The organism is Ruegeria sp. YTSB088 (assembly GCF_059609825.1).
In genome coordinates this window covers 48,170-72,508 of the sequence record NZ_JBXWMM010000007.1, presented here as the reverse complement: position 1 = coordinate 72,508, position 24,339 = coordinate 48,170, and the positions used below count along the sequence as shown (strand labels likewise).

23 protein-coding genes are annotated in these 24,339 nt (G+C 59.3%); 11 read left to right on the top strand and 12 right to left on the bottom strand.

From position 1 onward, the window contains the following. Positions 1 to 20 precede the first annotated feature (20 nt). The 3 genes from rsmI to gshB all read left to right on the top strand — a co-directional run bounded on the left by rsmI (position 21) and on the right by gshB (position 2,245). Complete coding sequence (rsmI, locus tag AC2FFA_RS12680; RefSeq protein ID WP_117870262.1) at positions 21 to 878, top strand: 16S rRNA (cytidine(1402)-2'-O)-methyltransferase; 858 nt, start codon at positions 21 to 23, stop codon at positions 876 to 878. A gap of 1 nt (position 879) precedes the next feature. After that, complete coding sequence (locus AC2FFA_RS12675; protein WP_117870261.1) at positions 880 to 1,251, top strand: YraN family protein; 372 nt, start codon at positions 880 to 882, stop codon at positions 1,249 to 1,251. A 61-nt stretch (positions 1,252 to 1,312) separates the two neighbouring features. After that, the gene (gene gshB / locus AC2FFA_RS12670) at positions 1,313 to 2,245 is read left to right on the top strand and encodes a glutathione synthase (protein WP_117870259.1); all 933 of its coding nucleotides are present in this window, start codon (positions 1,313 to 1,315) and stop codon (positions 2,243 to 2,245) included. On the opposite strand, the gene AC2FFA_RS12665 is transcribed toward gshB, so the two are convergent. From AC2FFA_RS12665 to cobU, 4 genes are read right to left on the bottom strand one after another with little or no spacing between them, the layout of a single operon-like run. Further along, positions 2,242 to 3,756, bottom strand: a complete 1,515-nt coding sequence (locus AC2FFA_RS12665) for a YifB family Mg chelatase-like AAA ATPase (RefSeq protein WP_496672264.1) — start codon at positions 3,754 to 3,756, stop codon at positions 2,242 to 2,244. The genes gshB and AC2FFA_RS12665 overlap by 4 nt on opposite strands. A gap of 47 nt (positions 3,757 to 3,803) precedes the next feature. Beyond that, positions 3,804 to 4,685 carry a glutathione S-transferase gene (locus AC2FFA_RS12660; RefSeq protein ID WP_496851893.1) on the bottom strand — a complete coding sequence of 294 codons (882 nt, stop codon included), beginning with the start codon at positions 4,683 to 4,685 and terminating at the stop codon, positions 3,804 to 3,806. A 58-nt stretch (positions 4,686 to 4,743) separates the two neighbouring features. Further along, positions 4,744 to 5,322, bottom strand: coding sequence for a histidine phosphatase family protein (locus AC2FFA_RS12655; protein WP_496672258.1), 579 nt, complete (start codon positions 5,320 to 5,322; stop codon positions 4,744 to 4,746). Then, complete coding sequence (cobU, locus tag AC2FFA_RS12650; RefSeq protein ID WP_117870249.1) at positions 5,319 to 5,840, bottom strand: bifunctional adenosylcobinamide kinase/adenosylcobinamide-phosphate guanylyltransferase; 522 nt, start codon at positions 5,838 to 5,840, stop codon at positions 5,319 to 5,321. Before cobU ends, AC2FFA_RS12655 begins: the two co-directional genes overlap by 4 nt. A 99-nt stretch (positions 5,841 to 5,939) precedes the next feature. On the opposite strand from cobU, the gene AC2FFA_RS12645 reads away from it, so the two are divergent. The 6 genes from AC2FFA_RS12645 to AC2FFA_RS12620 all read left to right on the top strand — a co-directional run bounded on the left by AC2FFA_RS12645 (position 5,940) and on the right by AC2FFA_RS12620 (position 12,510). Beyond that, complete coding sequence (locus AC2FFA_RS12645) at positions 5,940 to 6,818, top strand: RNA polymerase factor sigma-32 (RefSeq protein WP_117870247.1); 879 nt, start codon at positions 5,940 to 5,942, stop codon at positions 6,816 to 6,818. Next, positions 6,815 to 7,639: a ChaN family lipoprotein gene (locus AC2FFA_RS12640; protein WP_496851892.1), complete on the top strand. Its 825-nt coding sequence runs from the start codon at positions 6,815 to 6,817 to the stop codon at positions 7,637 to 7,639. The genes AC2FFA_RS12645 and AC2FFA_RS12640 overlap by 4 nt, the downstream gene beginning before the upstream one ends. 63 nt (positions 7,640 to 7,702) lie before the next feature. Further along, entirely contained in the window at positions 7,703 to 8,899 is a 1,197-nt protein-coding gene (gene coaBC, locus AC2FFA_RS12635; protein WP_299899070.1) for a bifunctional phosphopantothenoylcysteine decarboxylase/phosphopantothenate--cysteine ligase CoaBC, read from the top strand. A gap of 15 nt (positions 8,900 to 8,914) precedes the next feature. Continuing rightward, on the top strand, positions 8,915 to 9,370 hold the full coding sequence (gene dut / locus AC2FFA_RS12630) for a dUTP diphosphatase (RefSeq protein ID WP_117870240.1): 456 nt from the start codon (positions 8,915 to 8,917) through the stop codon (positions 9,368 to 9,370). After that, positions 9,370 to 10,419, top strand: a complete 1,050-nt coding sequence (locus AC2FFA_RS12625) for a HesA/MoeB/ThiF family protein (protein ID WP_299899066.1) — start codon at positions 9,370 to 9,372, stop codon at positions 10,417 to 10,419. Before dut ends, AC2FFA_RS12625 begins: the two co-directional genes overlap by 1 nt. 75 nt (positions 10,420 to 10,494) lie before the next feature. Next, complete coding sequence (locus AC2FFA_RS12620; RefSeq protein WP_496851891.1) at positions 10,495 to 12,510, top strand: M3 family metallopeptidase; 2,016 nt, start codon at positions 10,495 to 10,497, stop codon at positions 12,508 to 12,510. 2 nt (positions 12,511 to 12,512) lie between these two features. Here the strand turns inward: AC2FFA_RS12620 and AC2FFA_RS12615 are convergent, their stop codons facing one another. From AC2FFA_RS12615 to AC2FFA_RS12590, 6 genes are read right to left on the bottom strand one after another with little or no spacing between them, the layout of a single operon-like run. Further along, positions 12,513 to 13,445, bottom strand: a complete 933-nt coding sequence (locus tag AC2FFA_RS12615; RefSeq protein ID WP_496851890.1) for a 2-hydroxyacid dehydrogenase — start codon at positions 13,443 to 13,445, stop codon at positions 12,513 to 12,515. A 15-nt stretch (positions 13,446 to 13,460) separates the two neighbouring features. After that, positions 13,461 to 14,600: a rod shape-determining protein RodA gene (gene rodA / locus AC2FFA_RS12610; RefSeq protein ID WP_117870230.1), complete on the bottom strand. Its 1,140-nt coding sequence runs from the start codon at positions 14,598 to 14,600 to the stop codon at positions 13,461 to 13,463. Further along, a complete protein-coding gene (gene mrdA / locus AC2FFA_RS12605) occupies positions 14,597 to 16,546 on the bottom strand; it encodes a penicillin-binding protein 2 (RefSeq protein WP_496851889.1) in 1,950 nt (649 codons plus the stop codon). Before mrdA ends, rodA begins: the two co-directional genes overlap by 4 nt. Further along, positions 16,543 to 17,079, bottom strand: a complete 537-nt coding sequence (locus tag AC2FFA_RS12600) for a rod shape-determining protein MreD (protein WP_117870226.1) — start codon at positions 17,077 to 17,079, stop codon at positions 16,543 to 16,545. Before AC2FFA_RS12600 ends, mrdA begins: the two co-directional genes overlap by 4 nt. After that, complete coding sequence (gene mreC / locus AC2FFA_RS12595; RefSeq protein ID WP_299643591.1) at positions 17,072 to 17,974, bottom strand: rod shape-determining protein MreC; 903 nt, start codon at positions 17,972 to 17,974, stop codon at positions 17,072 to 17,074. The genes AC2FFA_RS12600 and mreC overlap by 8 nt, the downstream gene beginning before the upstream one ends. Before the next feature lie 58 nt (positions 17,975 to 18,032). Further along, complete coding sequence (locus AC2FFA_RS12590) at positions 18,033 to 19,079, bottom strand: rod shape-determining protein (protein ID WP_039523195.1); 1,047 nt, start codon at positions 19,077 to 19,079, stop codon at positions 18,033 to 18,035. Between the two features lie 155 nt (positions 19,080 to 19,234). On the opposite strand from AC2FFA_RS12590, the gene AC2FFA_RS12585 reads away from it, so the two are divergent. Further along, positions 19,235 to 20,020, top strand: a complete 786-nt coding sequence (locus tag AC2FFA_RS12585) for a 23S rRNA (adenine(2030)-N(6))-methyltransferase RlmJ (protein ID WP_496851888.1) — start codon at positions 19,235 to 19,237, stop codon at positions 20,018 to 20,020. A gap of 169 nt (positions 20,021 to 20,189) precedes the next feature. Here the strand turns inward: AC2FFA_RS12585 and AC2FFA_RS12580 are convergent, their stop codons facing one another. Beyond that, a complete protein-coding gene (locus AC2FFA_RS12580) occupies positions 20,190 to 21,758 on the bottom strand; it encodes a 2-isopropylmalate synthase (RefSeq protein WP_117870220.1) in 1,569 nt (522 codons plus the stop codon). Between the two features lie 289 nt (positions 21,759 to 22,047). Here AC2FFA_RS12580 and AC2FFA_RS12575 point away from each other — a divergent pair, with 289 nt between their 5' ends. Next, the gene (locus tag AC2FFA_RS12575; RefSeq protein WP_117870218.1) at positions 22,048 to 22,713 is read left to right on the top strand and encodes an SDR family NAD(P)-dependent oxidoreductase; all 666 of its coding nucleotides are present in this window, start codon (positions 22,048 to 22,050) and stop codon (positions 22,711 to 22,713) included. 4 nt (positions 22,714 to 22,717) lie between these two features. Here AC2FFA_RS12575 and AC2FFA_RS12570 read toward each other — a convergent pair whose 3' ends face one another. Continuing rightward, positions 22,718 to 24,199 carry an MORN repeat-containing protein gene (locus AC2FFA_RS12570; RefSeq protein ID WP_496851887.1) on the bottom strand — a complete coding sequence of 494 codons (1,482 nt, stop codon included), beginning with the start codon at positions 24,197 to 24,199 and terminating at the stop codon, positions 22,718 to 22,720. Positions 24,200 to 24,339 lie beyond the last annotated feature (140 nt).

The following is a 24,339-nucleotide window of genomic DNA, read 5'->3' as shown; positions in this document are numbered from 1 at the left end:
CACGCTGTGAGGGTCCAGCTTTGAATTTCCAAAAGATCAGATTGGCTGCGGGCCTGTATTTTGTTGCCACTCCGATCGGAGCCGCGCGCGATATTACGCTCAGGGCGCTGGATGTTCTGGCCTCGGCCGATGTGATAGCGGCAGAGGACACCCGGAGTTTGCGCCGGTTGATGGAGATTCACGGCATCCCCCTGGAGGGTCGGCGTATACAAGCCTACCATGATTACAGCGGTGCAGGTGCGCGTGGCAGGCTTATGGATGCCCTGGCGCAGGGGCAATCGGTCGCCTACGCATCCGAGGCGGGTATGCCGCTGATCGCTGATCCGGGATATGATCTGGGCAAGCAAGCGGCAGAAGCCGGGCATATGGTGACCTGTGCGCCCGGTGCATCGGCCGCGGTAACCGCGTTGACATTGGCGGGCCTGCCAACAGATGCATTCTTTTTTGCGGGATTTCTACCAAATGCATCCGGTGCACGTCGGGCCCGGATTGAGGCATTGAAGACTGTTCCAGGCACCTTGGTTTTTTATGAATCTCCGAAACGCGTATCAGCCAGCCTTGTGGATCTTGCCGAGTGTTTGGGGGCAGACCGTCAGGCGGCGTTGTGTCGTGAACTGACAAAAAAGTTTGAAGAAATCCGTCGTGGAAGCCTAGCTGATCTGGCAACTGAAATTCAGGAAAAACCAGTTAAGGGTGAAATAGTTCTGCTGGTGGATCGCAGCCATTCGCAAAGCGTTAACGAATCCGACGTAGAAGAGGCCTTGAAGCGAGCTTTGGAAACCCACTCGGTTCGGGATGCAGCGGATCTTGTGTCAGAAATGTATGATCTGCCGCGGCGTCCGATCTACCAGAAAGCGCTGAAAATGGGAAAAGGGTGACATGGGGCAACGTGCAATTCAGGGCTCGGTTTCCTATCATGCGGGTCAGTCGGCCGAGCTTCGGGTCGCCTCGGATTACGAGCGTCGGGGTTTTGCAATTGTGCATCGCCGGTGGCGGGGTGCCGGTGGTGAAATCGATCTGATTGCCCGGGATGGCGACGGGGTTGTGTTTGTCGAAGTCAAGAAAAGTTCCACTTTCGAAAAGGCTGCGGCCCGGATCAGCCAAAAACAAATTGACCGAATCTGTGCCTCGGCCGCGCAATATCTGGAAAATGAGCCGGGTGGGCAGCTGACCAATGTCCGTTTTGACGCGGCACTTGTAGATGGCACTGGCGCAGTTCAAATTATCGAAAACGCCTTCGGTCATGCCTAAGCCCCATTGAACCCTCGGGCCTGCTGGGCCATGTATCTGGCATTAAACTGAGGGACACGGCATGAAAATAGCCTTTCAAATGGACCCGATCGGGGACGTGGACATCAACGCCGACAGCTCATTCCGTCTGGCGGAAGAGGCGCAGGTGCGTGGTCATTCGTTGTTTTTCTATGGGCCGGATCAACTGGCTTATCAGGAAGGACGCATTACGGCGCGCGGCCATGACATGACTGTTCAGCGGGTCGCAGGCGACCCGGCTGTTCTGGGCTCCGAACGTGAAGCTGACCTGGCCGACTTCGATGTGGTCTGGCTGCGTCAGGATCCACCCTTTGACATGCACTACATCACGTCGACTCACCTACTGGACCGCCTCAAAGGGCGAACGCTGGTGGTCAACGACCCGTTCTGGGTGCGGAACTATCCTGAAAAACTGCTGGTTCTGGATTTTCCCGACCTGACCCCCCCCACGACGATTGCGCGCGATCTGCAGACGATCAAGGCGTTCAAGGAAAAGCACGGCGATATCATCCTCAAGCCGCTCTATGGCAATGGCGGTGCTGGCGTGTTCCGACTGGATGCCAATGACCGCAACCTGACCTCTCTGCACGAGCTGTTCACGGGGTTCTCGCGCGAGCCTCTGATCGTGCAGAAATTCCTGCCGGATGTCAGCAATGGCGACAAGCGCGTGATCCTGGTGGACGGCGAACCGGTTGGTGCTATCAACCGGGTTCCCGCCGCAGGCGAAACGCGCTCAAACATGCATGTGGGCGGTCGCCCGGAAAAGATCGGGTTGTCCGAGCGTGATCTGGAAATCTGCGCCGCCATCGGACCGCTGCTGAAAGAAAAAGGTCAGATATTTGTCGGGATCGACATTATTGGCGACTACCTGACCGAGATCAACGTGACCTCGCCCACCGGTATTCAGGAGCTGGAACGGTTCGACGGCGTCAATATTGCCGAGAAAATCTGGCAGGCGATAGAAGCCAAGGTTTAGGCCATGACCCGGGCGCTGATGCGAAAGCTCAGCGCCTCTGCCACATGTGGCCTGCGGATGTCGGCTGAACCGTCCAGATCGGCGATCGTCCGCGCCACTCTCAGGATACGGTGAAAGGCGCGGGCCGATAGCCCGAACCGATCGGCTGCTTTCAGCAACACCGCTTTTCCTTCGGCGTCAGGTGTTGCGATCTCTTCCAGAACCCTGCCTTCGGCGTCGGAATTCTGGCGCAGGTTCGGTGTTTCCCGAAACCGGTCTGCCTGAATGGCGCGGGCGTTTTCAACACGTACGGCAACTGTCGCCGAGCTGTCGCCGGATGGGGGCAGATCAAGATCGGTGAAACCCACGGGCGGGACTTCGATCCGCAGGTCGAACCTGTCCATCAGGGGCCCCGAGATACGGTTCAGATAATCCTCGCCGCAGCCGGGTGCGCGAGAGCAGGCTCTTGAGGGATCCGTCAGATAGCCGCATTTGCATGGGTTCGCAGCGGCCACAAGCATGAAGCGGCAGGGGTATTTCACATGGGCATTGGCCCGTGCCACCATGACTTCTCCGGATTCAATTGGTTGGCGTAGGGTTTCCAGAACTGTACGCGGAAACTCGGGGAACTCATCCATGAACAGCACGCCGTTATGCGCCAGTGAGATTTCACCGGGTTTGGCACCTTTGCCACCACCGACAATGGCTGCCATCGAAGCCGTATGATGCGGTTCTCGAAAAGGACGTGTGCGGTTGATGCCGCCTTCGTCCAGCAACCCGCACAGGGACTGGATCATCGAAGTTTCCAACGCTTCGACCGCCGTTAGCGGAGGCAAGATGCCCGGAAGCCGAGCAGCCAGCATGGATTTGCCTGACCCCGGCGTGCCGATCATGATCAGATGGTGACGCCCGGCTGCCGCGATTTCCAAGGCGCGTTTGGCGCGTTCCTGTCCTTTTACATCGCGCAGATCCCGCGCGCTGGGCGTCAGATTCACCTCGCCGGGTTGTGCCGCCGGCAAAGGGGACTGTCCCGAGAAATGGCGGACAACATCACCAAGGGAATCCGCGCCGATAACCTGAGTGGCGTCGACCCATGCCGCTTCGGCGCTGGAGGCTTTGGGACACAGCAACATGCGATCCTCGGAAGCTGCCGTCATGGCCGCGGGCAGGGCACCGACAACAGGCACCAGGGAGCCATCAAGCGACAACTCTCCCAGTGCAACTGTTCCTTCGGCGGCATCGGCCGGGATGATCTCGAGCGCGGACAACAGCGCGACCGCGATGGGCAGGTCAAAATGACTACCTTCCTTGGGCAGATCGGCAGGAGATAGGTTAATCGTAATTCGTTTCGAGGGCAGGGCGATGGCCATCGCACTCAGCGCGCTGCGGACACGGTCCCGGGCTTCGGACACAGCCTTGTCTGGAAGGCCCACGATGGAAAAGGCCGGCAAGCCGGGTGAGACGGCACATTGCACTTCGACCGGGCGGGCATCGACTCCTTGAAACGCGACAGTGTGGGCACGGGCAACCATGGCAGTCCTGTTCTTGGTTAACAGGACGTTGCTGCCATGGTTGTGGTTTAAGAGTCGTTAACGGTTGCGCGCAAGGCAGCGAATTTGGGCCACGCGTCGGGATCTGCAACGGTTTTGTCGCGGCAGAATGGATTGCAGAAGCCCCAGCATTTGCCATCCAACTCCAGAAACTCCACGACCGGTTCGCCGGAATAAGGGCAAACTTCGTTGATTGACGGGCCGGATACCGGCTTGGCGGTTGAAACCCCTCCGATCGGCCAGGGCTTGGACGACAAGTCCTGACGATAGGGAAAAGGGTCGTATCTGACGGTCAGGCCCATTGCGCGCCATTGTCTGACGGCGGGGTCTGCCAACAGGTCCAGGCAATAGGCCCGGTTCGCCTTTGAAACTGGCAGCCCATACCCGATGATCCGCGCTGCGACGGGTGTGTAAAACACGTCCGCCAGCGAATACGTGACAAACAACGGGCCTTGTTCCGCACCGGACACTGTGCGCGCATGGTCCCAGAGTGTTTCGACGCGTGCCAGATCTACCAGTGTCTCATCCGATGGTTTGAAATCCTGCCAGACGTGCAGCAATTGCATGGGGCATTCACCTCGCAAGGCGCCAAACCCCGCCACCATCTCGGCGCATAGCCATCGGGCAGTCGCCCGGGCTGCGGAATCTGATGGCCACAACCCGGCATCAGGGTGGTGCTCGGCGAGGGTTTCGGCCATGGCCAGGCTTTCGCCGACCACAGTTCCATCCGGCAAGCGCAGGGCGGGCACAAGTCGCGCTGGAGCCAGGGAAGCCATGTCCTGTGTCATGGTGCCCGAATACAGGCCAATCATGTGGCTTCTATGGGGCAGGTTGAATTTCTCAAGCATCAACCAGCCGCGCATCGACCAGCTGGAGAAAAGGCGGTCACCGATATACAAATCATAAGTCATACGCGAACGATGCCGCAGGTTCGCAGCCCGGTAAAACGGTGATTTGTGCGGGGGCTGTTCACGGAAGGTGATTGATTGTCCCAACCAACCACTTGCCTGCGTCGATCGTGATGTCCGTCACCGACAGGTTGTCAATTGTATGTGAAAAGGTCTGTTGCCCATCCAGATCAAGGGCGCGCTGCACCTGGGTGAGGATCACGCCGAAATGCGCAACGATGACCAGATCGCGGTCTGTATGTGCCGAAACAAGCACGTCGATGGCTGCGTCGACCCGATTGCGGACATCGTTCCAGCTCTCACCCTGCGGCGGGCGGACATCGCCGGGGTTGTCCCAATACGCAAAGGCCAGTTCCGGGTCTTCAGCTTCGATTTCGGCAAAACCGCGCAGTTCCCAGCGGCCAAAGTGGATTTCCCTCAGGTCAGGGTGATGAGGCAGTCGATGACGTCGGCCTTGTATGGCCGTTGCCGTGTCAACTGCCCTTGACAGGTCTGACGAGATCACAAGCGCCTCGGACGGCAAATGGTAGTGCAGACGTTTCAGGGCCGCAGTATCGCTCAGGTCAGCGGGCAGGTCGGACCAGCCGACCATTGTTTTTGCATGGGTCGGCCCGTGTCGGACAAGATGTAAGCGTGTCACGGCAATTGCCCTTTCAGAACCAAAGGCAACCCGGCTGTGATCTGCACCACCAGATCGGCCTGCGCTGCAAGCGCGATGTTCAGCCGTCCCTGCGCTTCGCGAAACCGGCGGGCCAGGGCGTTGTCCGGAACAATACCGTGACCGACCTCGTTCGAGACTATCACAATCTGGGCCGGGCATGAGCGAAATGCTTTAAGCAGGGCGGTTTGTGCGGCTTCCAGATCGGATTCGGCCAACAGGTGGTTGCTCAGCCACATGGTGGCGCAGTCAATCAGGCAAATCTGATCGGGCGCCAACTTTGCCAGAACTGGTCCCAAATCAAAGGGTTCTTCAACCGTGGTCCAACCGTCGCCGCGTTGCTCAAGATGGCGGTCGATTTTCTGGCGCATCTCGTCATCAAACACTTGTGATGTCGCAAGGTAAACGCGGCTTTTCCCCTGAGAAACAACCAGTTCTTCGGCGAAAACCGACTTGCCCGACGCGGCCCCGCCCAGAACCAAGGTTAAATCCGGCGACACAATACTTACCTATAGTTGATCCGATTGGTGCTGTTTTGCGTAAAGGTCATAGGTCGGCAAAGCAAGTCTGACCAGTACCTGCAAACAGGGGAGAGGTTTATGGCACTGGATAACGCGACGGACTTTTCGATGTCCCGGCAAGCAATGAAGGCCGAGCTGCTGGATGCGGAAACTGAACTGAAACTGGCGTATGCTTGGCGTGATGAGCGTGATGAGCAGGCGTTGCACCGCCTGATCACCGCCTATATGCGTCTGGCGATTTCGATGGCGGCCAAGTTCAAGCGCTATGGCGCGCCCATGAATGATCTCATTCAGGAAGCAGGCCTTGGCCTGATGAAGGCTGCAGACAAGTTCGACCCGGATCGCGGTGTGCGTTTCTCGACCTATGCCGTGTGGTGGATCAAGGCAAGCATTCAGGATTACGTGATGCGGAACTGGTCCATGGTTCGGACCGGGTCCACCTCGGCTCAGAAGTCCCTGTTCTTCAACATGCGCCGTGTTCAGGCCCGGCTGGAACGTGAAGCCGCCACCGAAGGTCAGGACCTGGACCGTCATCAGTTGCATCAGATGATCGCAACGGAAATCGGCGTGCCGCTGCGCGACGTTGAGATGATGGAAGGCCGTCTGTCCGGTTCCGACTTTTCTCTGAATGCCGTGCAATCTGCGGATGAGGATGGACGTGAGTGGATCGACGCTCTGGAAGACGACCGCGAACAGGCCGCAGAAGCAGTTGAGCACAGCCACGATACCGAACAATTGCGCAAGTGGCTGTTGACGGCGATGAGTGCGCTGAATGATCGCGAGCGTTTCATTGTGCGCGAACGCAAGCTGCGAGACCCCGCTCGAACCCTGGAAAGCCTTGGAACAGAGCTGGGTCTGTCCAAAGAACGCGTGCGACAGCTCGAGGCCGCAGCCTTCGTGAAGATGCGCAAGAACCTTGAAGCCCAGTCGCGCGAGGTGCAACACTTCATCGCATGAAACAGTTTGCGATTCTTGTGTGCGTTCTTGGTCTTACGGTTGCGGCAACGCGACCGGGGCTGGCCGATAGACTAATTCCCGCTGATGCTATGTCCGCGATGCGGGACGCCGATGTCGTGATTTTGGGAGAAGTTCACGACAACCCGACGCATCATCTGGTGCAGGCCGAAGCGCTCGAGGCTGTTTCACCCTCGGCCGTCGTCTGGGAAATGGTAACCGAAGAGGGCGCACAGAGGCTTACTCAAAAAGCAGTGTCCAACCCAGAGGAGCTTAGCCGTATTTTGAAATGGGCTGAAAGTGGATGGCCGCCGCTCAGTATGTATTACCCGGTGTTTGAAGCTTCCGGCGCACCGGTTTACGGGGCCATGGTTCCGCGCACCGCCGCACGTGCCGCAATGGAACGTGGTGCGGCTACGGCTCTGGGTGCAGACGCGGCGCGCTATGGTCTGACTGTACCGTTGACGCCCGAGGAACAGGCCGCGCGCGAGGCCGACCAATTGGCTGCGCATTGCGACGCGCTTCCGGCTGAAATGTTGCCCCAGATGGTTGCGATCCAGCGCCTGCGCGATGCTGTGCTGGCCCGTGCGGTTGTGCGTGCAATGGAAGAAACCGGTGGTCCGGTTGCCGTGATCACTGGAAACGGTCACGCGCGAAAAGACCGGGGCATACCAACGTATCTCGCGCGTCTTCAGCCAGGGTGGAAACTGGTGGCTGTCGGACAATCCGAGGACGGAGCGATTGACGGTGATTTCGATATCGTAATCGACAGCCCCACGGTGGAGCGCGAAGATCCCTGTGCGGCATTTCAAGTTCAGAATTAATCGCTGGAACTACCTGCAAGCCTTGCCTAATGTCGGGGCCGACCGGGACAGGAAGGGCTGAGCATGCTGTCATCCAAACGCATTCTGCTGATTATCGGTGGCGGGATCGCGGCCTATAAGTCGCTGGATCTGATCCGCAGGTTGCGCGAGCGCGGTGCGGATGTAACCCCTGTATTGACGCGCGCAGCGGAAGAGTTCGTGACGCCTCTGTCCGTGTCTGCACTTGCAGGTGAAAAGGTCTATCGCGATCTGTTTGACCTCACCGATGAGGCCGAGATGGGGCATATTCAACTTTCACGCTCTGCTGATCTGATTGTTGTGGCCCCCGCAACGGCGGACCTGATGGGCAAGATGGCCGGAGGGCTGGCCAACGATCTGGCATCGACCCTTCTGATGGCCACGGACACACCCGTTCTGTGTGCGCCCGCGATGAATGTGCGGATGTGGACCCACCCGGCGACGCAACGAAACCTGAAGCAGTTGCAGGCAGATGGCGTGCGCTTTGTTGGCCCGAACGAAGGCGACATGGCTTGTGGCGAATACGGCCCGGGGCGCATGTCCGAGCCGATGGAAATTGTTGCAGCAGTTGAGGCTCAGTTGTCTGCGGGGCCTTTGGCGGGCAGGCGGGTGCTGGTGACGTCCGGCCCGACGCATGAACCAATAGATCCTGTCCGGTATATAGCGAACCGGTCGTCCGGGGCTCAGGGTGCCGCCGTGGCTCGGGCGCTGGCGGAATTGGGGGCCGAGGTGATCTTTGTGACCGGCCCCGCAGATGTGCCACCCCCGACGGGTGTGCGGGTCGTGCCCGTCGAAACCGCGCAACAGATGTCTGATGCGGTTGATGCGGCTCTGCCCGTCGACGCCGGAGTATTCGCGGCGGCGGTCGCGGATTGGCGTGTCGCCAGCGCGTCGGACAAGAAGCTGAAGAAAAGCCGCGACGGCCTGCCGGTACTGGAATTCGCCGAAAACCCGGACATTCTGAAACGTGTTTCTCGGATGGGCGCGAACCGTCCGCCGTTGGTTGTCGGATTTGCGGCCGAGACCGACAATGTGGTCGAACACGCCACGGCCAAGCGCCTGCGCAAAGGCTGCGACTGGATCGTCGCCAACGATGTCAGCCCTGCAACAGGCATTATGGGCGGGTCAGAGAATGCGGTCATCCTGATTTCGGACAACGGGGCCGAGGAATGGCCCCGCATGGGCAAGGACGAAGTTGCCCGGCGATTGGCGGCGAAGATTTCGGACGCGTTGGCAGGCTGAAGGAAAGGCAAGAGCATGGTTGCAATCCGAGTGATCCGCGAAGACGGGGCAGACCCCGCCGTGGCACTTCCCTCTTATGAAACCTCGGGGGCGGCCGGGGCGGATGTGCGTGCCAATCTGCCCGGCGGCGCGCCGATAGCGTTGGAGCCCGGCCAGCGGGCGCTGGTGCCAACCGGCCTGCGCATTGAAATCCCGCGTGGGTATGAGGTTCAGGTTCGGCCCCGCTCGGGCCTTGCGTTGAAACATGGGATTACACTGCCCAACACGCCGGGCACCATCGACAGCGACTATCGTGGGCCGTTGGGCGTGATCGTGATGAATGCGGGCCAGGAACGGTTCGAGATCGCCCACGGAGATCGTATCGCGCAGCTTGTGGTCGCGCCGGTGGTGCAGGCCACGTTTGAACTGGCTCAGACGCTGGGCGAAACCGATCGTGGGGCTGGCGGTTTCGGCTCGACTGGGCGCGGCTGATGCTGTTGGTTTTCATCCTGGCTGCGGGGCTTTGGGGTGTCGGTTATTTCGCGGGCACGTCGAAAAAAGCGCGGGTGGTTTCCGTGAGCGTGTTGTTGGCGGGGGTCATACTGTCTCATCTGATCTTGCCGGATGGGCACCCTCTTCGCGAAGCAACCGGCGGGTCTGCGGCGCTGTGGCTGATCCTTGTGGGTTTCGCGGCGCTGGCTTTGCTGTATGGCAGAGTGCTGAAAACCCTGCGCAACCGCGCAGCTTCAGTTGCAGACCCGGAGCCTGACATGCCCTCCGACCGATTTACCGAGACTGAGCTGGACCGCTATGCCCGCCATATCGTGTTGCGCGAACTGGGTGGGCCCGGTCAGAAAAAGCTGAAAAAGGCCCGCGTTCTGGTGATCGGCGCTGGTGGTCTGGGCGCACCTGCGCTGCAATATCTGGCGGCAGCAGGAGTCGGCACGATCGGGATCATCGATGATGACGTCGTCGAGAATGCCAACCTGCAACGACAGGTCATTCACCGCGATGCGGACATTGAAATGCCCAAGGTCTTTTCGGCCCAGCAGGCGATGGAGGCGCAGAACCCGAACGTGGTGGTTCTGCCCTATCATCGCCGTTTGAGCGAGGAAATCGCGACCGATCTGTTTGCAGATTTCGATCTGATCCTTGACGGAACCGACAATTTTGAGACCCGTTATCTGGCCAACCGAACCGCCGTCGCGCTGGGCAAACCGCTGATATCGGGGGCTTTGTCACAGTGGGAAGGTCAACTGAGTGTGTTTGACCCGGCCAACGGCAGCCCCTGCTATCAGTGTATCTTCCCAGAGGCACCGGCCCCCGGCCTGGCCCCGTCCTGTTCCGAGGCCGGAGTGATCGGCCCGCTGCCGGGCGTGGTTGGGTCGATGATGGTGGTCGAGGCGATCAAGGTGATAACGAGCGCCGGCATGGCGCTGCGCGGCGAGATGCTGATCTATGACGCGCTGTACGGTGAAAGCCGCAAGATTGCTCTGACCCGCCGGGACGATTGCCCTGTTTGTGGCATGACAAACGATTAACCTTTCTTCACATGGGTTGGGTGTTCTGGAACACCCGGCCATGGCGACATAGCTATGGGATCAAAGGAGATCTGCATGACCAACCCGATCCTGTCCAATTGGACCACACCGTTTGAAATCGCCCCTTTTTCCGATATCTCGGATGATGATTTCTCGCCCGCACTGGAGCAGGCGATGAAAGAGCATAACGCCGAGATTGACGCGATAGCAGCAAATCCGGATACCCCCACATTCGCCAACACGATCGAGGCGCTCGAGGCCGCGGGCGGGCAACTGGACAAGGTCCTGTCGGCCTTTTTCACGATTGCGGGCGCAGACAGCAACCCAAAGCGGGAAGAACTGCAACGAGAGTTTTCCCCCAAGCTTTCAGCGCATTTTTCGGGCATTTCTTCAAACAAGTCGCTGTTCAAGCGTGTTGCCGACCTATGGGCACGGCGCGATGATCTTGACCTGACCGAAGAACAGGCGCGTGTTCTGATGTTGACCCACCGAGGCTTTGTGCGTGCCGGCGCGGCCTTGGAAGGGGACGAAGACGCCCGTATGCAAGAGATCAAGTCGCGCCTCGCGTCGCTGGGCACGTCGTTTACCCAGAACCTGCTGGCGGATGAGCGGGACTGGTTCATGGACCTGACCGAAGAGGATCTGAACGGCTTGCCGGATTTCGTCGTGGACGCGGCGCGTGCCGCGGGGCAGGAGAAGAAGGCACAGGGGCCAGTGGTCACCTTGTCACGGTCGCTGATTGTGCCATTCCTGCAATTCTCGCCCCGCCGGGACCTGCGCGAAAAAGCCTATCGCGCCTGGGCCGCACGCGGTGCCAATGGGGGAGAGACCGATAACCGTGACATCGCGGCCGAGATCCTGGCCTTGCGCGAAGAGCGCGCCAAGCTTCTGGGCTATGACACGTTCGCCGAATACAAGCTGGAAACCGAGATGGCGCGCACGCCGGATCGGGTGCGTGAGCTGTTGATGCAGGTATGGGAACCGGCCAAGTCCCGCGCAGACGCCGACGCGGATGTTCTGACGCAGATGATGCAGGAAGACGGCATCAATGGCCCGCTGGAAGCTTGGGATTGGCGGTATTATGCTGAAAAGCGGCGCAAGGCGGAACACGATCTGGATGAGGCCGCGTTGAAACCCTATCTGCAGCTGGATAGCATGATCGAGGCTTCGTTTGCCTGCGCCAACCGGCTTTTTGGGCTGGAATTCAATCCGTTGGACGTACCCCTCTATCACCCGGATTGCCGGGCTTGGGAAGTTACCCGCGACGGGCAGCATATTGCCGTATTTATCGGAGACTACTTTGCACGAGGGTCCAAGCGGTCAGGTGCCTGGTGCAGCGCGATGAGGGCGCAGGCCAAATTCCCAAAGAAGCAGACACCGGTTGTCATCAATGTCTGCAACTTCGCCAAGGGGGATCCCGCCTTGCTGTCCTATGATGACGCGCGGACCCTGTTTCATGAATTCGGCCATGCCCTACACCAGATGCTGTCCAACGTGACATATGAAAGCATCTCGGGCACTTCGGTTGCGCGCGATTTCGTCGAATTGCCCAGCCAGCTTTACGAACACTGGCTGGAAGTGCCAGAGGTCCTTGCCGAATTTGCGACCCATGCGGAAACGGGCGAGCCGATGCCGCAGGAAATGCTACGGAAGGTTCTGAACGCGGCCAATTTCGATCAGGGTTTCCAGACGGTGGAATATGTCGCCTCGGCCCTCGTTGATCTGGCCTTCCACGATGACGAGGCACCGGCAGATCCGATGGCAAAACAGTCGGAAGTTCTGGCCAGGTTGGGGATGCCGAAGGCCATTGGTATGCGCCACGCCACTCCGCATTTCGCTCATGTGTTCGCGGGCGACGGCTACAGCTCGGGCTATTACAGCTATATGTGGTCCGAGGTGATGGATGCCGACGCCTTTGCCGCCTTTGAAGAGGCAGGTGGTGCCTTTGACCCGGAACGCGCCAAAGCGTTGGAGGACAACATCCTTTCCACTGGCGGTTCGCGCGAGGCAGAAGACCTGTATCTGGCATTCCGGGGAAGATTGCCGGGGGTTGACGCCCTGTTGAAAGGCCGCGGTCTGATCGCGACCTGAAATCAGTAGCCCAACGCGCGATCCACCAGGTGCACATAGGGCTCTCCGGCTTCGCCACGTCGGATGTTTTCGCAAATGACCTGCGCGGCTGTGGCCGGGCGGGTCTCGGATGCGATATGAGGGGTCACAGTCACGTTCGGATGTGCCCAATAAGGGTGATCGGGGGGCAAGGGCTCGACCCGGAACACATCCAGCGTCGCATGACCGATCTGACCCGAGTTCAAGGCATCCAGCAGCGCTTCGTCATCGATCAGGGGCCCGCGGCCCGGGTTGATGATCCGCGCGCCTTTGGGCAGCAAGGCCAGCGTTTTTGCATTCAACGCGTTTTCAGTGGTGGCGGTATCAGGCAGCAGCAGAACCAGTATCTCGGCCTGAGAAAGTGCATCACGCAGCCCGTCAGGACCGTGCAGGCAGGTCACGCAGGGGATGTCCTTGGCGGTGCGGCTCCAGCCAGTGACCGTGAAATTCAGTAAGGCCAGGGCGCGGGCCGCGGCTTCGCCCAATGCGCCGAGGCCCAGAATGCACACGTTGCGCTCTTGCGCCAAAGGTGGGGCATCCGGGGCCCAGACGCCATCCTGGATGGTGATGTGGCGATCCATTCCCAGATGATAGCGCAGCACATGGCCCACCACCCATTCGGTCATACCCTGCGTCAGCCCGTGATCCACCATCCGTGCCAAGGGGACGCTCAGCGTGTCATTGTCAGCGATCTTTTCAACCCCGGCCCAGAGGCTCAGAACCGCCTTCAGGCGCGTAAAGGGCGAAAAATCCAATAGCCCGCCATTCGGAGCGTAGACTACGTAATCAACCTGATCCGGTTCAAATTCCGTACTGATCTCCGCCTGGACGCCAGCTTCTGCAAGGTATTGAGTGAGCAGCGGTTCATACACGGGCCAGAGGGCAGGGCGCGCGGAAAACAGAACGTTTACGGGCATCTGGGGCCTTTCAGATCAGCGGGGACGATGGATATGAGCGCTTTGGACGATGCCGAACGCGGCCATCAGCACCAGCATGGCCGAACCGCCATAGCTGACCATTGGCAGAGGGACGCCCACGACCGGTGCCATGCCCATCACCATCGACATATTGACGGCAAAGAATAAGAAAAAGTTCAGCGCGATGCCCAATGTGACCAGGGAGGAGAACCGATCCTTGGAGGCCAGCGCGGTCGCTATGCAGAACACAAGGATCAGGGCGTAGAGGACCAAGAGCGTGATGCCCCCGACAAAGCCGAACTCCTCGGCGAGCGTGGTGAAGATGAAATCGGTGTGTTTCTCGGGCAAGAAGTTCAGCCGGGATTGTGTACCCTGCATGAAACCGCGCCCGTTCCAGCCCCCCGAGCCAAGGGCAATCTTGGATTGCGTGATGTGATACCCGGCACCCAGAGGATCGGTAGAGGGGTCGAGAAACGTGTCGATACGGCGGAACTGATAATCCTTGAGCAACTGCCATTCGGTCCCGCGACTGTTGAACACGGCGGCGATCAGGCCCACGACGGCTGCAATGACGGCTGCAAAATACGCCCAGTGGACACCCGCAAGAAACATCAGCCCTCCACCGGCGGCCAACAGTAGGATCGACGTGCCGAGATCCGGTTGCTTCAGAACAAGCAGAGTGGGCAGGACAATCAGGGCCACGGGGATAAAGACCCAAAGAGGGCGGGACGTCTTGTGCGATGGAAGCCAGTCGTAATACGCCGCCAGAACCATGACCAGTGCCACCTTCATGACCTCTGAGGGCTGAAGGCGCATGAACCCAAGGTCGATCCAGCGCTGTGCACCCATGCCGATGGTGCCGAACAATTCCACGAACACCAACAAGGCGACCGAACCGAGATAGGCCAGAACGGACATGTTGCGCCAGAACCAGATCGGAACCAGAGCAATGATGAACATCGCGGTCAGGCCAAGCCCAAAACGCTCCATCTGGGGCTCGGCCCAGGGCGTCCACGAACCGCCTGCGACCGAATACAGCATCAGGAACCCAGCGCTGGCGGTGCTGATCAGCAGCAGGGTCAGCGGCCAGTTCATGTACAGGAACTTCCGAAACCCCGACGGCGTGGATTTCACGGCATATTCAAGGTAGCTCATGCGCGGTCCTTTCCGTCGGGACGCGCTTTGGGGCGACGATCGCCCTCGAGCCGTTTTTGCTGTTCCTTGATACGCTCGCGGTCGGCAACAGGATAAGCCTCAAGCGGCGGAGTGCCGTTATAGAGCGCCTGAAGTATGATATCGCGGGCCACCGGTGCCGCCGCCTTGGACCCCCCGCCGCCATGTTCAACGACCACGGCAACCGCGTATTTCGGATTGTCATAGGGGGCGAAACAGACGAACAAGGCGTGGTCGCGACGTTCCCATGGCAGGTCCTTGTTGCTGATCACACCCGCAGCGCGTTCGGCCTTGGTGATGTTTCGAACCTGACTAGTGCCGGTTTTGCCGGCCATGCGGAACTCATCCGCGATGATGCGGCTGCGATAGGCCGTCCCTCGCCGATCATTCGAGACCGAGAACATGGCGTTACGAACCTGTTCCAGATTGTAAGCGTTGATGCCCAGCGGCTCCCCTGCACCTGAGGGCTGTTCGACACCGTCGATCGAGCGCACAAGGCGCGGTGTCACGGATCGGCCGGTGGCGATGCGGGCGGTCATTACGGCCAGTTGCAGCGGCGAGGCCAGCATGAACCCTTGCCCGATGGACGCGTTGGCCGTGTCGCCCACCAGCCAATCCTGACCGTGTGTCCGCTGCTTCCATTCCTGATTGGGGGTGAGCCCCGCGGCGACCGCCGACATCGGAATATCGTGTTTGGCCCCCAGACCCAGCGTGCGGGCCATCTCGGATATCCTGTCGATGCCCACCCGCAAAGCCACGTCATAATAGTAAACGTCGCAGCTGCGTTTCAGCGACAGGTTCAGATCAACCGTGCCATGCCCGCCGCGCTTCCAGCAGTGGAACCGGCGGCTGCCGACCTTCAGGTGCCCGGGGCAATACACTGTGTTGCCGGGGCCTATCACGCCAGTCTCCAGCGCGGCCAATGCAGTGACCATCTTGAACGTCGACCCCGGGGGATAAGTGCCTTGCACGGACTTGTTGGCTAGGGGGCGATACTTGTCCTGCGTCAACGCCCGATAATCAGCGACCGAGATTCCGCGCACAAACAGATTTGGATCGAAACTGGGTGTAGAGCTGACAGCGCGCAGATCCCCGGTTTCGCAATCCAGAACAATTGCGGCAGCGCTTTCACCTGCCAGCCGCGCTTGCGCATATTGTTGCAGGTCGGCATCGATCGCCAATTGCAAGTCGGCACCCGGCTGACCTTCCTGCCGGTCCAGCTCGCGCATGACGCGCCCTGTAGCATTGACTTCGACGCGCTTTGCACCGGCTTTACCCCGCAGCGCAATTTCCTGTTTTGCCTCCAGCCCGACCTTGCCGATCTGGAACCGGGGAATTCGCAAAACCGGCTCGGGGTCTTCAAGCTTGCTGAGATCATAGTCGCTGACCGGGCCGACATAGCCGACGATATGGGCAAAATCCTCATAGCGTGGGTATTGTCGCGTCAGGCCGACCTCGGGCGTCACACCCGGCAGGGCCGGGGCATTGACCGCGACTTTCGAGATGTCTTCCCAAGTGACCTGATCCGCCAGTGTCACTGGCAGGAACGGGGCTGATCGGCGCATTTCGGTCCGGGCGCGCTCGATCTCATCATCGTTCAGCGGGATGAGTTCCGACAATTTGGCAATCACTTTGTCGACGTCTCCCGCATCCTCACGCACGATGACGATGCGATAGGATGGTGAGTTCTGACCGATGATCTGCCCGTTGCGGTCATAGATTCGTCCACGGGTCGGTGGGATCAGGCGAATGTTGATGCGGTTTTCTTCAGCCAGCAGGCGATATTCGTCGGCCTGATCCACCTGCATGAAACGCATTCGTGCAGCCAGCCCGCCGATAAAAGCCGCCTGCAAACCGCCCAGCACCAGCGCTCTGCGTGGCAGGCGTTTATAGGCAAGGCCCTGCGACTTGGGTTTGCGTTGCTTCATGCCCTGCCTCCCACGGCTCCGGCATCCGCCGCAGACAAGCGGTGGACACCAAATACGCTTTGGGTCAGCAGCACGATGACCGGGTAGAAGGCGATTGTCAGCACAAGTTGAATCACCACTGGCCACAAAGCGGCCTGCTGCACCGACAAGATCGACAAAACGACTCGGTTCATCAAAAACACCATGGCAATCACCACACCGACCGACATCCATTCTCCGACAAATCCCGTGTCCTTCATACCCGGAGCGGCGGCGCGCAGATAGGCTGCGCCAAACACCACCAAGGCGGCCAGAAGGCCGGGCGGGCGTTGCAGCAAAAGGTCCGCCATCAGCATGACAAACGCAACCAGAAGGGTGGGCACATAATCGGGGCGCCGCAACACCCAGGCAAAGGTCAGTGCAATCAGCACATCGGGAAAGGGCCAGCGATCCGGTTGCGCATCAAGCGGCAGCAAATGCAGGAACAGCACGACAAAGGACAGCGCAGCGTAAAGGCCGCGCATGGCCCAGCTGTATGAGGCCGGCCTATCCATCACTTACCTCATCCGGTACAAGCGCAGTTTCGGGTCTCGTTGGCCCGACGATCCCACCCGGATCCTGAATTGGGGGGGGCGAATGGAAGCGCAGAACACGAAGAAATTCGAGCCGTTCAAAATCCGCCGAAAGGCGAACGCGCAGGCGGCCGCCCGGATCGGCGGCGATCTGGCCGATTAGCAGACCTGCCGGAAACACGCCACCGTCGCCGGATGTGATCACCCGATCACCGGGACGGACCAGCTCGCGGTTTTCCAGGAACTCGACCACTGGGGCCGGGGTGTTATCTCCTTTGATCAGTGCGGTCTGACCAGAAGGCTGGATCGTTGCCGGGATGGCACTGGTGGCGTCCGTTACCAGAATCACCCGTGCCGTATCCGGCCCGACGCCGGAAATCCGGCCTACCAGTCCGATGCCATCCATCGTGGCCCATCCATCGACGATCCCGTCGCGCTCCCCCACATTCAACAGGACGGACTGTCGGAAGGGGGAGCCGCTGTCGGCCATCACGACGCCCGTGATGTATGTCAGGCGCGGGTCGAGGCGAACATTGTTCAGATCCAGCAGCCGTGCATTTTCCTGCTCCAACTGCAGTGCGGCCTCTTTCCAGGCACGCATCAGGCGCAGTTCGCTACGCAACTCGCGGTTTTGCTCGCTCAGGCGCTGATAGCTTTGGAAATCGCGGATAAGGTTTACAGCGGCAGTCACGGGCACCATGGCCCAATCCATCGAGGGCACGATCGTGTCCACCACCTGGGCGCGGAACCGCTCGACGCGCGGGCTGTCGATCCGCCAAACCAGAAAGATGCCCAGCAAGCACAGAATGACGATCCCCAGCAACAATCTGCGCAGAGGGGTCGTGTAGTCATCGCGCTGTGATCGGTCTTTTGCCACAGGTTACCTTCCCGTGCTGCTCGTGCCGAATTAAGCCTGTCCCTAAAAGGTGCGTGCCTTAGCTTTCGTAGTCAATCGCGTGGCGTAGCTGTTTTTCGTATTCTAGCGCCTTGCCCGTGCCCAAAGCCACACAATTCAGGCTTTCGTCCGCAATGGACACGGCCAGGCCGGTCTGTTCGCGCAGGGCGAGATCAAGATCGCCCAGTAATGCACCACCACCGGTCAGCATGACGCCCCGGTCCACGATATCGGCGGCCAGATCGGGCGGAGTGGTCTCGAGCGCAGTCATCACTGCCTCGCAGATCTGCTGGACGGGTTCCGACAGCGCCTCGGCGACCTGGGCCTGGCTGATCTCGATTTCCTTCGGTACGCCGTTCAGCAGGTCACGACCTCGGATATGCATCGACTGGCCGCGTCCATCATCGGGCATACGCGCCGTGCCGATTGTCGTCTTGATGCGTTCCGCAGTGGATTCACCGACCAGCAGGTTCTGCTGGCGACGCAGGTACGAGATAATGGCTTCATCCATGCGGTCACCACCAACGCGGACCGAACGGGCATAGACAATGTCGCCCAGCGACAGAACCGCCACTTCGGTTGTACCACCGCCGATGTCGACGACCATGTTGCCGGTCGGGTCGGTGATCGGCATGCCCGCGCCAATCGCGGCGGCGATCGGTTCGGCGATCAGGCCAGCACGGCGGGCACCAGCGGACAGAACCGACTGACGAATTGCGCGTTTTTCAACGGGTGTCGCGCCATGGGGGACGCAGACAATGATCTTGGGCTTCGAGAAAGTTGAGCGCTTGTGAACCTTGCGGATGAAGTGCTTGATCATTTCCTCGGCGGTATCGAAGTCAGCAATCACACCTTCGCGCATAGGGCGGATGGCTTCGATCGAACCGGGCGTTCGCCCCAGCATCAGCTTGGCATCTTCGCCGACAGCCAGAACTTTTTTCACGCCGTCCTTGACGTGATAGGCTACGACCGAAGGCTCAGACAGGATGACACCGCGCCCCTTGACGTAAACCAGCGTGTTCGCTGTTCCAAGGTCAATGGCCATGTCCGCTGTGAACAGGCCGCCCAGATTGCCAAAGATCCCCATGTTTCCCCTGATCCTGTATGTCGGTTTTTCTACTGCCCGCGACTCGACGGTTCCGGGACGGATGACTTATAGGGTGCCATCACGCCCGGTAAAAGGGCTGATTCCGCGACGATCAGCACCTTTCCGCCTTATTGATTGGGACTTTAGAAGGCAAAATGCTCTCTTATCAACACATTTACCATGCCGGGAATCTGGCTGACGTCCAAAAGCACGCGTTACTGGCGTGGGTGCTGGATTATTTGACGCGCAAGGACAAGCCGCTCAGCTATATCGAAACGCATTCCGGGCGGGGTCTGTACCAGTTGGACGCGGACGAATCCATGCGGACAGGCGAGGCGGCGGCTGGGATCGTGCGCGCGCAGAGAGAAGGGTGGTTCGGACCCGAGCATCCAATGGCGCGGGTTCTGGAAAACGTACATGCCCGGCACGGTGACGCGGCCTATCCGGGGTCGCCGATGATTGCAGCAAGTCTGTTGAGGGATCAAGACAGTCTGCATTTTGCAGAGCTGCACCCTCAGGAACATGCCGCGCTTTCTTTGGCGATGTCGCCGTTTAGGGCGAGGGTGTATCAGCAGGACGGGTTTGAACTGGCGCAGTCCCTGCTGCCTCCGACGCCTCGACGGGGAATGTTGCTGATCGACCCAAGCTATGAGGTGAAGACCGATTACGATCGACTGCCCGGTGTGATTGCCAAACTTCACCGGAAATGGAATGTCGGGGTGATCGCGCTGTGGTACCCGGTCCTGACGGACAAGCGTCATACCCGAATGATCGCGGCGCTCAAATCGCAAAACTTCCCTAAGACCATTTGTCATGAGGTGACGTTTCCACCGGTGCGCGAGGGGCATCGGATGGTGGGATCAGGGATGTTCATCCTGAATGCACCATTCGGCATCGAGGAAGAAACGTCCCGTCTGTCGCAGCTATTTGAAGGTCTCTGAGGTCAACCAACGGGATTCCAACCGATACTCCCGCCTTGTTTGCCTGCATCAGAGATGCCGTCAAACATGTTGGGCCCGGCAGCGCGCTGCCGGGCCCAAAGCTGCAAAGGTGTCCGGCGCAGCCGGGCAACCGCAGGTGCGGGAGCCCTTTATCGCGCCATTATTTGAATCAGGTCAGGTCTTTGTAGCTGATTTCGCGGGCATCCGCGCCCGGGCCGGTCTTTTCCCGGCGCACGATCAGGCGGTTCAGCGCGTGGATATAGGCTTTGGCCGAGGCCACGACGGTATCCGTGTTCGCCGACTGACCCGTGGCAATCATGCCATCTTCTTCCAGCCTGACCGAAACCGTGGCCTGCGCATCGGTGCCTTCGGTCACCGCATGAACCTGATACAGCTGCAAACGGGCTGTGTTGGGATAAATCGCACGGATCGCCTTGAAGGTCGCATCAACCGGCCCGTCACCATGTTCAGTTGCGATGACGTCCTTGCCGTTGACTTCCAACTCGACTGTCGATTCCGCCTGACCGCCGGTGCCGCAGGTGACTTTCATCGACACCAGTTGCAGATAGTCGTCCGCCTCATCCAGCGTCATCAGCGCAATGAGATCGTCGTCGAACACTTCTTTCTTGCGATCCGCCAGGTCCTTGAAGCGCACAAAGATATCTTTGAGTTGATTGTCGCCAACTTCAAAGCCAAGCGTCTCAAGTTTGTCGCGCAGTGCCGCGCGCCCGGAGTGTTTGCCCAGTGGCAGGGATGTGCCCGACAGGCCGATATCCTCGGGACGCATGATCTCGAAATTGTCGCGGTTTTTGAGCATTCCGTCCTGATGGATGCCGCTTTCGTGGGCAAAAGCGTTCTTGCCGACAATGGCCTTGTTGAACTGCACGTTGAAGCCCGACACCGTAGCGACCCGGCGTGAGATATGCATGATCTTGGTCGTGTCGATCCCGGTGTGGAAGGGCATGATGTCATTGCGCGTGCGCATTGCCATAACGACCTCTTCCAACGCGGTGTTGCCGGCACGTTCGCCCAGGCCGTTGATGGTGCATTCGATCTGGCGCGCACCGCCGATGACGGCCGCCAGCGAATTCGCTGTCGCCATGCCAAGGTCGTTGTGGCAGTGGGTGGCAAAGATCACCTCATCTGCGCCCGGAACCGTCTCGATCAGGCGTTTGATCAGATCCGCGGATTCCAGCGGCGCAGTATACCCCACGGTGTCAGGGATGTTGATGGTGGTCGCCCCGGCCTTGATCGCGATTTCGATCACGCGACACAGGTAATCCCATTCGGTTCGGGTTGCATCCATCGGCGACCACTGCACGTTTTCGCACAGGTTGCGCGCGTGGCTGACCGTTTCGTGGATTTTGTCAGCCATCTCGTCCTGTGTCAGGTTCGGAATGGCGCGGTGCAGCGGAGAGGTGCCGATGAAGGTGTGAATGCGGTTCTGTTCCGCATGTTTGACCGCCTCCCAGCAGCGATCGATATCGGTGAAATTGGCGCGGGCCAGTCCGCAGATGCGGCTGTTTTTCGATCGTTGCGCGATCTCGGACACCGCTTTGAAGTCACCTTCTGATGCGATCGGAAAACCTGCTTCGATGATGTCGACGCCCATGTCATCCAGCAGTTCGGCAATCTCAAGCTTTTCGTCATGGGTCATGGTCGCGCCGGGGCTCTGCTCGCCGTCGCGCAAAGTGGTATCGAAGATCAAGACGCGGTCTTGGTCGGTCACGTTGGTCATGGGAATCTCTTTCTTGTCTGTCCTAAAGCCTGTTGGCGCGCTGGCGTCCTCCTCTGAGCGGGCGCGCCGGATGGCACGCTCAGAGGCGGATTAGGATCAGTAGGCCACGCAGAGACACACCGCGAAGGGCGGAGTCGACACAAAGGATATCTGCGCGGTTGATCATGGAATTGAGGTTATACAGACGACGACAAGAATGAAAAGAACCAATTTTCGACAAGTTGCGGTGTAGGTGTTTCCAAATTCCTTTTCCCTTGATTGATCCGGCCATGCCGCTAGCTGATCGCAGATGGATACAGCTTTGATCATTGGTGCGTCCGGCGGGATTGGTGCGGCCGTACGCGAGCAATTGGAGGCACAGGGCGTTGCGGTGACGTGCCTCTCGCGCTCTGTCGAGGGGTTCGATCTGATGGAACCAGACCGAGCGAGCCGGATGCTTGACCGCCTTTCAGGACCGTTCGATCTTGTTCTTGTCGCTTCCGGGGCGCTGGAAGTTTCAGGCAGTGCGCCCGAAAAGACCATTCGATCTGTTTCGGCAAGGGCAATGATGGACCAGTTTGCTCTGAATGCCGTTGGTCCGGCGTTGGTGCTAAGCCGGGCCCATCAGTTGTTGCCGCGACAGCGGCGTTCGGTATTTGCTGTTTTGTCCGCGCGGGTCGGGTCCATCGGCGACAATCGGATGGGCGGCTGGATCAGCTACCGCGCGGCCAAAGCAGCGGTTAATCAGATCGTCCATACTTCGGCAATTGAATTGGCCCGGACACATAAACAGGCGATATGTGTTGCGCTGCATCCGGGTACGGTCAAGACAGAGTTCACTCGGAAATATCTGAACCGGCATCCCGCCGTTGAACCCGGCGAAGGCGCGCGCAATCTGTTGTCTGTGATCGGCGGGTTAAGCCCAGCAGATACCGGTGGGTTCTTTGACTGGGCCGGAAAACCTGTTCCCTGGTGAGTGATCATTCGCCAGATGGAACTGGTTGTACCGCCTCTGTATCAGGGTCTGTCTGCTGTGCCGGAGTGTCAGCGCCGCCCTGTTGATCCGGGGTTTGATTTGGCAACACACCGTTTTCCCAAATTCCGGTTTCCTCTTGCCCGTTGGCGTAACGCATGGTCCCGCTGCCCTGTCTCTTGTTGTCGACAAAGTTGCCCTCATAGACATCGCCGTTCGAGTAGGTCGCTTTGCCTTCGCCGTTGATTTTGCCCTCGGACCAGTCGCCACTATACTTGAATCCGGCAGGGGTCACGATTTCTCCTTTGCCGTGACGTTTTCCGTTCATGAAGTCTCCGGTGTATACCGTGCCATCAGAGTAGGTCGCCTTGCCTTTTCCCTGACGGACCCCGTTGAACCAATCCCCGTCATAGATCGAACCGTCTGCGCGGGTCATCACACCCTTGCCGTGGCTTTGAGCGTTCTTGAACTGACCCTTGTAGATCATACCGGTGGCATAGGTCGCCGTACCCTGACCTTCGATTACGCCTGCGATCCACTCACCCTCATAGGTGGAGCCGTCGGGATAGGTAATGCGGCCGTTTCCTTCCGCCAGGTCGGCCACGAAATCGCCCACGTAAACCGAGCCGTCGGGATAAGTCAGCTCACCCAGGCCTTCTATCTGACCCTGGTTCCAGTCGCCGGTGTACACAAAACCATCGGTTCCGGTGAACGTGCCCTTGCCATGGCGGCGATCATCGACAAAGTCGCCCTCATAGACGTCCCCTGACGCGTGAGTTACTTTGCCCTTGCCCTGGCGGCGCCCTTCCACAAGCTCACCTTCATACACATCGCCATTGGCATAGGTCAGGCGACCTGTCCCGGTGATCTGGTCCTGCGTCCATTCGCCCTCGTATATCATTCCGTCAGGCATCGTCTGGGTGCCCGTGCCGTCGCGCAAGCCGGCGTTGACATCGCCTTCGTAGACGCTGCCATCGGCATAGGTGATCGTGGCTTTGCCTTGCCGCTGGCCGTCTACCCAATCGCCATCGTAGATGTATCCGTCGGGAAAGGTCAGTTTGCCCTTGCCGTGCCGTTGTGCATTCTTGAACTCACCCTCATAGCTCGAGCCGTTGGCAAATTCAGCTAAGCCTGTGCCGTTGATGGACCCGTCAGACCACTCACCGTCATAGCTGCTGCCATTGGCATAGACGATCTTGCCGCGGCCTTCCGGCTGACCTTTTGCGAACGAGCCTTCGTAAACCGATCCATCAGGGTACTTGGTGATGCCCTGACCCTGAATCTCGCCTTCCACCCACTGGCCGGTGTATTCGAACCCGTTGGGCAGCCGATACGTACCCGTCCCGTGGCGCAGGCCGTTTTCATAGGTGCCCTCGTAGACGCCGCCCACTTCGTCATCCTTGACGATAACCGTACTGTCCTGCGCGAAAGCGGTCACAGCTGCCAGGCTCATGGCCACAGCTGCAATTGAGTTTCGGATCACGTTCATTTTTGGTCCTGCCTGCCGGATCATCGTTGGTTGCATCCCTGTGCGCAAAACTAGGGTACCGTCGAGGGCAGGGCAACGGGTTTTGCCGCATTGGCCTTTTACTCGCGCGGTGATCTGCTAAATGGCAATAGGACTGACGA

Bases quoted from the DNA above. Each gene is read 5' to 3' on its own strand.
- AC2FFA_RS12575 (WP_117870218.1), top strand. From the start codon at position 22,048: ATGGATACAGCTTTGATCATTGGTGCGTCCGGCGGGATTGGTGCGGCC.
- AC2FFA_RS12665 (WP_496672264.1), bottom strand. From the start codon at position 3,756: ATGGTTGCCCGTGCCCACACTGTCGCGTTTCAAGGAGTCGATGCCCGC.
- AC2FFA_RS12675 (WP_117870261.1), top strand. From the start codon at position 880: ATGGGGCAACGTGCAATTCAGGGCTCGGTTTCCTATCATGCGGGTCAG.
- rodA (WP_117870230.1), bottom strand. From the start codon at position 14,600: ATGAGCTACCTTGAATATGCCGTGAAATCCACGCCGTCGGGGTTTCGG.
- gshB (WP_117870259.1), top strand. From the start codon at position 1,313: ATGAAAATAGCCTTTCAAATGGACCCGATCGGGGACGTGGACATCAAC.
- AC2FFA_RS12620 (WP_496851891.1), top strand. From the start codon at position 10,495: ATGACCAACCCGATCCTGTCCAATTGGACCACACCGTTTGAAATCGCC.
- AC2FFA_RS12640 (WP_496851892.1), top strand. From the start codon at position 6,815: ATGAAACAGTTTGCGATTCTTGTGTGCGTTCTTGGTCTTACGGTTGCG.
- AC2FFA_RS12570 (WP_496851887.1), bottom strand. From the start codon at position 24,199: ATGAACGTGATCCGAAACTCAATTGCAGCTGTGGCCATGAGCCTGGCA.
- AC2FFA_RS12590 (WP_039523195.1), bottom strand. From the start codon at position 19,079: ATGGGGATCTTTGGCAATCTGGGCGGCCTGTTCACAGCGGACATGGCC.
- AC2FFA_RS12585 (WP_496851888.1), top strand. From the start codon at position 19,235: ATGCTCTCTTATCAACACATTTACCATGCCGGGAATCTGGCTGACGTC.
- AC2FFA_RS12600 (WP_117870226.1), bottom strand. From the start codon at position 17,079: ATGGATAGGCCGGCCTCATACAGCTGGGCCATGCGCGGCCTTTACGCT.
- coaBC (WP_299899070.1), top strand. From the start codon at position 7,703: ATGCTGTCATCCAAACGCATTCTGCTGATTATCGGTGGCGGGATCGCG.
- AC2FFA_RS12625 (WP_299899066.1), top strand. From the start codon at position 9,370: ATGCTGTTGGTTTTCATCCTGGCTGCGGGGCTTTGGGGTGTCGGTTAT.
- AC2FFA_RS12580 (WP_117870220.1), bottom strand. From the start codon at position 21,758: ATGACCAACGTGACCGACCAAGACCGCGTCTTGATCTTCGATACCACT.
- AC2FFA_RS12615 (WP_496851890.1), bottom strand. From the start codon at position 13,445: ATGCCCGTAAACGTTCTGTTTTCCGCGCGCCCTGCCCTCTGGCCCGTG.
- AC2FFA_RS12660 (WP_496851893.1), bottom strand. From the start codon at position 4,685: ATGACTTATGATTTGTATATCGGTGACCGCCTTTTCTCCAGCTGGTCG.
- mrdA (WP_496851889.1), bottom strand. From the start codon at position 16,546: ATGAAGCAACGCAAACCCAAGTCGCAGGGCCTTGCCTATAAACGCCTG.
- AC2FFA_RS12645 (WP_117870247.1), top strand. From the start codon at position 5,940: ATGGCACTGGATAACGCGACGGACTTTTCGATGTCCCGGCAAGCAATG.
- dut (WP_117870240.1), top strand. From the start codon at position 8,915: ATGGTTGCAATCCGAGTGATCCGCGAAGACGGGGCAGACCCCGCCGTG.